Origin of the sequence: Pseudomonas sp. 008 (assembly GCF_016861935.1) — a bacterium.
Classification (GTDB): Bacteria; Pseudomonadota; Gammaproteobacteria; order Pseudomonadales; family Pseudomonadaceae; genus Aquipseudomonas.
In genome coordinates this window covers 1-8,976 of the sequence record NZ_BOMA01000033.1, presented here as the reverse complement: position 1 = coordinate 8,976, position 8,976 = coordinate 1, and the positions used below count along the sequence as shown (strand labels likewise).

General features: G+C 59.1%; 9 protein-coding genes. 6 read left to right on the top strand and 3 right to left on the bottom strand.

Annotation, left to right across the window (positions count from 1 at the left end):
- Nucleotides 1-483: 483 nt before the first annotated feature.
- A complete protein-coding gene (locus tag JUI81_RS31455) occupies nucleotides 484-726 on the top strand; it encodes a DUF2790 domain-containing protein (RefSeq protein WP_204125675.1) in 243 nt (80 codons plus the stop codon).
- A 9-nt stretch (nucleotides 727-735) separates the two neighbouring features.
- On the opposite strand, the gene JUI81_RS31450 is transcribed toward JUI81_RS31455, so the two are convergent.
- Genes JUI81_RS31450 through JUI81_RS31440 form a run of 3 tightly spaced genes read right to left on the bottom strand, consistent with a single transcriptional unit; the run spans nucleotide 736 to nucleotide 4,606 of the window.
- Nucleotides 736-2,004, bottom strand: a complete 1,269-nt coding sequence (locus JUI81_RS31450; RefSeq protein ID WP_204125674.1) for an OprD family porin — start codon at nucleotides 2,002-2,004, stop codon at nucleotides 736-738.
- Between the two features lie 17 nt (nucleotides 2,005-2,021).
- Complete coding sequence (locus JUI81_RS31445; RefSeq protein ID WP_204125673.1) at nucleotides 2,022-3,242, bottom strand: benzoate/H(+) symporter BenE family transporter; 1,221 nt, start codon at nucleotides 3,240-3,242, stop codon at nucleotides 2,022-2,024.
- The gene (locus JUI81_RS31440; protein ID WP_204125672.1) at nucleotides 3,239-4,606 is read right to left on the bottom strand and encodes an aromatic acid/H+ symport family MFS transporter; all 1,368 of its coding nucleotides are present in this window, start codon (nucleotides 4,604-4,606) and stop codon (nucleotides 3,239-3,241) included. Before JUI81_RS31440 ends, JUI81_RS31445 begins: the two co-directional genes overlap by 4 nt.
- 274 nt (nucleotides 4,607-4,880) lie before the next feature.
- Between JUI81_RS31440 and JUI81_RS31435 the strand changes: the two genes are divergently transcribed.
- The 5 genes from JUI81_RS31435 (at nucleotide 4,881) to JUI81_RS31415 (ending at nucleotide 8,887) form a co-directional block, all read left to right on the top strand.
- A complete protein-coding gene (locus JUI81_RS31435) occupies nucleotides 4,881-5,984 on the top strand; it encodes an AI-2E family transporter (protein ID WP_019581249.1) in 1,104 nt (367 codons plus the stop codon).
- A 22-nt stretch (nucleotides 5,985-6,006) separates the two neighbouring features.
- Entirely contained in the window at nucleotides 6,007-6,456 is a 450-nt protein-coding gene (locus JUI81_RS31430; RefSeq protein ID WP_018930176.1) for a potassium channel family protein, read from the top strand.
- 110 nt (nucleotides 6,457-6,566) lie between these two features.
- The gene (locus JUI81_RS31425) at nucleotides 6,567-7,193 is read left to right on the top strand and encodes a DUF1780 domain-containing protein (RefSeq protein ID WP_007938395.1); all 627 of its coding nucleotides are present in this window, start codon (nucleotides 6,567-6,569) and stop codon (nucleotides 7,191-7,193) included.
- Nucleotides 7,194-7,354: 161 nt separating this feature from the next.
- Nucleotides 7,355-7,528, top strand: coding sequence for a DUF3094 domain-containing protein (locus JUI81_RS31420; RefSeq protein WP_018930175.1), 174 nt, complete (start codon nucleotides 7,355-7,357; stop codon nucleotides 7,526-7,528).
- A 60-nt stretch (nucleotides 7,529-7,588) separates the two neighbouring features.
- Nucleotides 7,589-8,887 carry an NAD(P)/FAD-dependent oxidoreductase gene (locus tag JUI81_RS31415; RefSeq protein WP_019581250.1) on the top strand — a complete coding sequence of 433 codons (1,299 nt, stop codon included), beginning with the start codon at nucleotides 7,589-7,591 and terminating at the stop codon, nucleotides 8,885-8,887.
- Nucleotides 8,888-8,976 lie beyond the last annotated feature (89 nt).

Here is an 8,976-nt window from a genome sequence, read left to right as displayed (position 1 = left end):
GTCACTTTCGAAAAGCGCGAAAGTAACCAAAGCGCTTTTGCCCCTTTCGTTCGGTGCCTCGCCTAGGCTCGGCATACCCTCGCTCCGGTCCTGCTCCGTGGGCCCGCCGCCATCGGCCATCCATGGCCGGGGGCGGCTAACCCGGCATCCATGCCGGGTTGCCCACTGCGCAGAACCTCCACTCGGCCTCTCGAGGGGGCGGTGCGTCAAAATCAAAAGCGAGGCGGCCTACCGGCCGACCTGGTTGGACGCGGGTACATATTCCCCCAGTAGGAGCTGCCGAAGGCTGCGATCTTTTGATCTTGCCGTTGCTTTGACTTTTGATCTTGATCTGTCTCGCCGTTACCGCAGCAACGGATATGTACCCAATTAAAAACAGCGATTGTTACATTCCCTGCAAGACTGAATCAGACCCAGCCCCCTTTATCCCCCACAGGCAAAGACTAAAATTCAGACACTGGAACCCACACAGAGCACAGAAAAATGAAAACCCTGACCAGCCTGTTCCTGACCCTCGCAGCCACCTCGGCCCTAGCCGCCAGCAACGAACCAGCAGCCACCCCGTACAACCCGGCACAGCCACTGGACATCGCCAAGGTCGTTTCAGTGACAGACACCGCAACCGCCTGCGGAGTCGTGCCAGCGACCATGGAATATATCGACCATCAGGGCCAGACCCATCGCGTGACGTACGAAGTCATGGGCAACTGCACCACCGATCTGTGATCGCTCCGGTCATAACAACTTCCATGTGTAGCTGAGAATCAGGCGGTTCTCGTCGATATCACTGCGGTAGTTGGAGCGCGCCATGGCGTTGCGCACACGGATCCCGAGGCCTTTGAGGCTGCCGCTTTGCAACACATAGCCGATGTCCAGATCGCGCTCGCGATCCTTGCCTTCAAACCCCTTGCCGGTGTCGACGTTATTGCCGGTGATGTAACGCACGGTGCTGGTCAGCCCCGGCACGCCGAGGGCGGCGAAGTCGTAGTCGTAACGCGCCTGCCAGGAACGCTCGTCGGTGTAGGCAAACTCGTAGGTCGGCACCTCGTTGCCCAACGGAGTGATGTTGGCAAACACTCGCGGGAAGGCGCTGTCGCCGAACATACCCTGATAGCCGACATAAAACGTGTGACCGCCGCGCTTGGCCGACAGCAAAGAGAAGAACGCCTGGTTGTCGATGTTGCCCAGTAATTTTTTGCCGTCCTCGCGCGAATCGTAATAGCCAAGGTTGGCGCCCAGGGTCCAGTCACCCAACGGCTCGCTGTGCTTGAAGCCGAGAAAGCGCTGGTTGTAGATATCCTCCAATTGCCCGAACCAGGCGCTGACCGAGCTGCGTTTATCATTGAACGCGTAGTCGGCGCCGGCAAAGTTGAAACCATCGCTGCTGACCTGACGCTGGGGTACATGACCGAGCATGGCTTGCATCTTTTCATCGCCAGCCTCGTTGCGCAGGCTGGTCGAACTCAAATGACCGCCCTGTAAGGTCAGGCCATCGATCTCATTGGAGCTGATGCTTGCGCCCTGATAACTGGGCGGCAACAGACGGATATCGCTGAAGGCCAGCACCGGCAGGTTGGGTTGCAGCTCCCCCACCTTCAATTCGGTCTTGGAGTAACGCACCTTCAGCGCGCCCTCCAGACGACTGTATTCATTCGCCGCGCGTCCATCATCGTGCACCGGCAACAAACCGGTATTGACCCGATCCGGGCTGCTGTCGAGTTTGAGGCCGAGCAGGCCAATGACATCTACACCAAAACCGACAGGCCCCTGGGTATAACCGGATTTGACGTTGAGAATGAAGCCCTGTGCCCACTCTTCGGCCTTCGACTGTTTATTGGCCCCGACGATGTCGGAGAAGTCCCGGCTGAAGTAGTAATTGCGCGCTTGCAAGGTGGCGGTGCTGTCTTCGATGAAGCCACCCTCGGCGGCCACCGCACCGGTGGAGAAACTCGAGACGACAGCGATGGACAACACTGAACCGGTTGTTGGAAAAATCTGTTTCATCGTTTTTTCTCTTATTTTTATTGATCGACAGGTTGAGGTGCTTCAGCCGCAGCATTTGCGCTGCGAGCGATGGGACCCCGGGCGTTTAACAACCAGTGGGTGACCATGCCGAAAATCAGTCCCCAGAAAGCGGCAGACAACCCAAACAACGACATGCCCGAGGCGGTGGTGAGAAAGGTCACCAGCGCGGCTTCACGATCACTCGGCACCGCCATTGCGCCAGCCAGTGCCCCGGCTATCGCGGAGAACAGCGCCAGCCCGGCCAGGGCCGCGATCAACTCCTTGGGAAACGCCGAGAACAACGAAACCAGCGTGGCGCCAAAGATCCCCAGCACCAAATAACAGAGACCGCCCACCACCCCGGCCACATAGCGTTTGCCCGGATTTTCATGGGCCTCGCGACCGGTACAGATGGCGGCGGTAATCGCCGCCAGATTCAGCCCGTGACAACCGAACGGCGCCAACAGCGCAGTGCCCAACGCACTGCCGGCGATGATCGGGCCGGCGGGCGTTGCGTAGCCGCTGGCGCGCAGCACCGCCATGCCGGGGACAAACTGGCCGGTCAGCGCCACCATCACCAGCGGCAAGGCGATATTCAGCGTCGCGCTCAAACTGAACGCAGGCGTGATCCACACTGGCGTGGCCAAACCGATCACCAGCGCTTCGCGGTGCAAATCACCGGCGAGAAACGCGATGGAACAGCCCACCAGCAGCACCATCAACACCGCATAACGCGGCATCACCCGTTTGCAGATCAGGTACGTGGCAAACATCGCCAGCACCAGCTGCGGCTTGCCTTGCAACGAGACGAACAACCCAGTGCCGAAACTGAACAGAATCCCCGCCAGCATCGCCGCCGCAATCGCCGCGGGCAGTTTGCCGATGATCCGGTCAAATGCCCCCGACACCCCGACCAGAAAGATAATCAGGCTGCTGACCAGGTACGCGCCCACCGCTTCGGGCATGGATATTCCCGGCAACAGCGCCACCAGCAACGCCGAGCCCGGCGCCGACCACGCGATGATCACCGGCACCCGGTAACGCAAGCTCAAACCGATGCCGAGCACGGCGCTGCCGATGGAAATCGCCCAGACCCACGACGACAGCACTTCTCGCGAGAGGTGAGCGGTTTCGGCGGCTTGAAAGATGATCACCAAGGGGCCCGCGTAGGAAATCACCGTCGCGATAAATCCGGCGACGGCAGCCGACAAGGAAAAATCCCGGAATAACGCTTTCATGAAACGTCGCCGACAGACCCGCCAGGCGAACCATGGCGCAGGCCCGACAGCGCTTGTTTGACACTGCGCTGACTGCTGATCGCGAACACGGTCATGGCGATAGCGGCCACCGCACCGGGCAAGGCAAACGCCATGAAGTTCAGTTGCAGCGGCAGGCTGATCCCCAGCAAGGCACCGCCCAGCAGCGGGCCGACGATGGCGCCGTTGCGGCCGATGCCCGACGCCCAGCCCAAACCGGTGGAGCGAATGGCCATGGAGTAGAACTGCGCGGCGCAGGCGTACAGCAGAATCTGCGAGCCGATGGTGGTGGCGCCAGCGATGGCGATCAGCAGGTATAACACCGGCATCGGGCTGTTGAAGCCAAGCAAGGTGATCGATACGGCTGCACCGGCGAAGAACACCGCCAACACGCGCGGCAGGTTGAGTTTGTCACCCAGCACACCGCCGCCGACCGCGCCGAAAATGGCGCCGAAGTTGAGCACCAGCAGGAACGACAGGCTCGAGCCCAGGCTGTAACCGGCGTTTGCCATCAGTTTTGGCAGCCAGGAACTCAAGGCGTAGACCATCAGCAAGCAGCAGAAAAACGCCAGCCACAGCATCAGCGTGCGCAGCGCCCGCCCCTCACGAAACAACTGCAACACCGGGGTGCCGCTGCCCTTCACTTCGCTCATGTGCAGCTGATCGCCGGTTTGCGCGATGTATGCCGGATCGACTCGCTGGAGAATGTTGCGCGCCTCTTCATGGCGCCCCTGACGCAGCATGAAACCCACCGATTCAGGCAGGAAGTACATGATCAACGGCAACAGCAGCAACGGCAGCACTGCCACGTAAAACACCGACTGCCAGCCGAAACTTGGGATCAGCACGATGCCGAGCCCCGCCGAGAGCATGCCGCCCACGGAGTAGCCACTGAACATGATCGCCACCAGCGTGCTGCGGATTTTCTTCGGCGCATATTCGTTCATCAGCGCCACGACGTTGGGCATCACCCCGCCAATACCCAGCCCGGCAATGAACCGACAGAGGCCAAACTCGGTGGGGTTACTGGCAAAACCGTTGAGCACGGTAAAACCGCTGAACAGCATCACGCACAGGGTGATGGCTTTTTTACGACCGATCTTGTCTGACAGCGGGCCGAAAAACAGCGCGCCGAACATCATTCCAAACAGTGCATAACTTCCCAGTGCGCCGGCTTGCAGAGGACTGAGCCCCCACTCTTTCATCAGCATCGGCAACACCACGCCGTAGATCACCAAATCGTAACCGTCGAAAATGATGATCAGGGCGCACCAGAACAGCACCATCCAGTGAAAGCGGTTGAATCGTGCCTTGTCGATAACCTCATGTACGTCAATCTTGCGCATGGCATCTATCTCTTGTTGTTGTTTTTTTAAGAGTCGGTAACGCGGCTAACGTCCGTACAGCCGAGGGTAAAGTCGCCAGGCACGGGGCAATATCCGCTTTGCGCAGATCGCTATCCGTTTTGTGCACCGCCCGGAACCGGGCGTTGGATGGGGATTGTTGTGGGCATGGCGCGATGCGGCCAGTCGTGAGAGCGGCCAACACCGCAACGTCAGCACGTCTATGCTGGACTTACACCGCTCATGCCTTTGCTCCTATCTACAGGAGGAAAAATCAATGGTTCCCACGCCCATTTCCGAGAAGGCTTTCTCCCGAGGTCTGCTCGATGTTCTGATTCGTGCCGGGTTGATTGCCGTTCTGGTGGTTTTCTGCTTCCAGATATTCAGTCCATTCCTCGATCTGATGCTGTGGTCGATAATCCTGGCAATCACCCTCTACCCATCACAAGTCAGGTTCAAAGGCGTGCTGGGAGACAAGGATGGGCTCAGCGCGACGCTGATTGTGCTGATCGCCATCTGCATCCTTATGGTGCCTGCCTATTTGTTGGGAACCTCGATTGCAGACTCCGTGGAACGGGCGATAAGCATGGTCAAAAGTGACAGTTTCCATATCCCCCCTCCGTCCGATGCGGTGGCCAGCTGGCCGCTAGTGGGCAAACCCCTTCATGGCTTATGGACACAAGCTGTCACCAACCTGCCCGACCTGCTACAGAAGTTCATACCGCAAATCAAAGGTGTCAGCCTCTCCCTGCTGAGCAAGCTGGCGGGGGCCGGCATGGGGCTCCTGTTATTCATCTTCGCCCTGATGATTGCCGGTATTTTTTTAGCCTATGGTGAAAGTGGCCACCGCAGCGCAGTGCAAATCGCTTCGCGCTTCTGCGGCCCGGTCAAGGGACCGAAAATCACCGAGCTGTGCACCGCGACCATTCGGGCAGTGGCGTTGGGCGTGGTCGGCATCGCCTTCATCCAGATGCTGTTGATCGGCATCGGCTTTGTGTCCATGGGCATCCCCGGCGCAGGTCTTCTCGCCTTGGCGGTGCTGCTTATTGGCATCATGCAATTACCGGCCACCCTGATTACCCTTCCGGTCATCGTCTACGTCTTCGCGAGCGAAGGTGCCAGTACGGCGACCATTGTGTTTGCCATCTATGTCTTCGTTGCGGGCCTGGTCGATAACGTCCTCAAACCGTTGCTGCTAGGTCGAGGTGTCGATGTGCCAATGCCGGTGGTGCTGATCGGTGCCTTGGGCGGCATGGTCACGAGCGGTATCCTCGGCCTGTTTATCGGTCCTGTGATATTGGCGGTCGGTTATCGGCTGTTCTGGCAATGGGTGGACGATCAAGCGCAAGAACCCGGGACAGACCACCAGGGACCGACCTGACACGTCTGCCGAGGATATCGCCATGCTGTTGAATCTACTCGCCGGTCTCCCCGTGATGCTGTTCTGCCTGCTGATGCAAGCCGTTTTCATAACTATCTGTTTGCGCCATTACGTGCATTTCAGGCATACCCATCCAAATCGTGAATCGCAATGGCTGAATATCCTGTTGCTGTCGATGGTCATGGTGCTGATGTTGCTCGGCAATTTCGTGCAGATCGCCATCTGGGCCACGCTGTTCATGTTGCTCGACGAATTCGACGAATTCGCCACTGCGCTCTATCACTCGGCAGTCAACTTCGCCACGCTGGGCTATGGCGATATCATCATGTCCCCACGCTGGCGTCTGCTTGGCCCACTGGAAGCAGCCAACGGCATCCTGATGTTTGGTGTCTCTACCTCAGTCATGACCGCTGCGGTGATGGATGTCATCAAACACAGCATGGAAAGGCTACAACAGCGCGAACACCTATAGGTACGTCAGAAAAAGCAGGTAAGGTTCTATCTGAAGAAATCGCGACAGCCTTTTTTCTTTTGCGACAGACTTTATTATTCAGATCACATTTGAACGCTAAGCTTGGGCCTATGGATGACTCAGATTATTTACGCCTGCTGACCATTGCGGCCGAGCAAGCCAACACGTTCCTTTCCAATGCCCGCAAATGGGAGCGTGAGCGTTGGGTTTGCCAGCGCCTGCTGCAAGGTCTGAACATTCCCTATCGCGCCGACGAGTTTGCCCCCGCCGGAGAGCCGCCGGACGTGCTGTTTCGCGACGCGAATTTCGAGGTGTTCTTCGTGCTCGACGAGGGCCGGCGCCTCAATGATGAATGGCGTGATGAGCTGCAACGTCGGCGCAGCGCGTTCTCCCTGAGCCAGCTGGTGCGCCGCGAGGCCAAGCCCCGGCGGATCCCGGCTAATGAATTTCTGCTGAGACTGGCACCAACCTTGCGCAAAAAAGCCCACAACTACAAAGAGCGCGGCATGGACCTGGGGGATCTGGACATCATCGCCTTCGCCAGCCTCAAGCGCGAAGTGCTGGACCTCAACAGCCACTTCCCGCCCCCCACCGAATACCTGCGCCAGGGCTGGCGTTCGCTGTCGCTGGTCGGCCCGACCTTCGCCCGCGTGCTCTTCGCCCACCCGGATGCCCCGGATTTCCTGCGCAGCAACCTGGGACGCAGCATCGTCTTCGATGTCGGGATCAGCTTGTGAGTCCCGCCACAGATACCGGCAACACTGCACAAGATGGCGCAATCACTGGCCGAATGTTACAAAGCGCAATCGTTCACCCGAACCACATGCACCGTTCAACGCTTGCAGACAATCTGCTGTAACGTCTGCACATTCAGCAACGTCTACCCGACGAGGCCTTTATGACCAGCCGCCTGAACCCCGACGACCAGAAGCATGTCGAAGAGTACCTGCACCTGTCCCAGCACCAAGTCGAGCGCCGGCCTTTCCGGCCGTGGATGCTCCTGGTGGTGGTGGTGGCAGTGACCATTGGTTTAGGCCTGTTGAGCCGACTTATCAGTTACCTGACGCTATGAGCTGCATCGCGCTCGCTCGGGTAATTGCACCGATTTCTTTTAGCCTTGCGAGATATCCCCATGACTCATCGTATTGTCATCGTTGGCGGCGGCGCCGGCGGTCTGGAGTTGGCTACCCGTCTGGGTAAGACTCTGGGCAAGCGCGGCACGGCCAGTGTGATGCTGGTCGACGCGAACCTGACCCACATCTGGAAACCGCTGTTGCACGAAGTGGCCGCTGGATCGCTCAACTCTTCCGAAGACGAACTCAACTATGTTGCCCAGGCAAAATGGAACCATTTCGAGTTCCAGCTGGGGCGCATGAGCGGGCTCGATCGCACACAGAAGAAAATCCAGCTGGCCGCCACCTACGACGACGCTGGCCTTGAACTGGTACCCGCGCGCGAAGTGCCTTACGACTCGCTGGTGATTGCTGTCGGCAGCACCACCAACGACTTCGGTACTCAAGGCGCGGCGCAACACTGCCTGTTCCTCGACACCCGCAAACAGGCCGAGCGCTTCCATCAGCAACTGCTCAATCACTACCTGCGCGCGCACGCCGGACAGACCGACACCGTGCAACAGATCAGCGTGGCCATCGTCGGTGCCGGTGCCACCGGGGTCGAACTGGCAGCGGAACTGCACAACGCCGCCCATGAACTGGCCGCTTATGGCCTGGACCGGATCAAGCCGGAAAACATGCACATCACCCTGATCGAAGCCGGGCCACGGGTTCTCCCGGCGCTGCCGGAGCGGATCGGCGGGCCTGTGCATAAAACCCTGGAGAAACTCGGGGTCAACGTCATGACCAATGCCGCGGTCAGCGAAGTGACCGCCGACAGCCTGATTACCGCCGACGGCCAGGTAATCAACGCCAGCCTCAAAGTCTGGGCCGCCGGGATTCGTGCGCCGGGTTTCCTCAAGGACATCGATGGCCTGGAAACCAACCGCATCAACCAGCTGCAAGTGTTGCCGACCCTGCAAACCACCCGCGACGAGAACATCTTCGCCTTCGGCGACTGTGCGGCCTGCCCGCAACCGGGCAGCGACCGCAATGTGCCGCCGCGTGCCCAGGCGGCCCACCAACAGGCTTCGTTGCTGGCCAAATCGCTGAAACTGCGGATCGAAGGCAAGGCCCTGCCGGAATACAAATACACCGACTACGGCTCGCTGATCTCGCTGTCGCGGTTTTCGGCTGTGGGTAACTTGATGGGCAACCTGACCGGTAGCGTGATGCTCGAGGGCTGGCTGGCACGGATGTTTTACGTGTCGCTGTACCGCATGCACCAGATGGCGCTGTATGGCGCGTTCCGTACGGCGATGTTGATGCTGGGTAGCAAGATTGGGCGTGGGACCGAGCCACGGCTCAAGTTGCACTAAATTTTCGGCGTCTGTCAGGGCCTCATCGCGGGCAAGCCACGCTCCCACAGGATCTGCGTCGTACGCAAATATGCGGCCAACAAAGATCA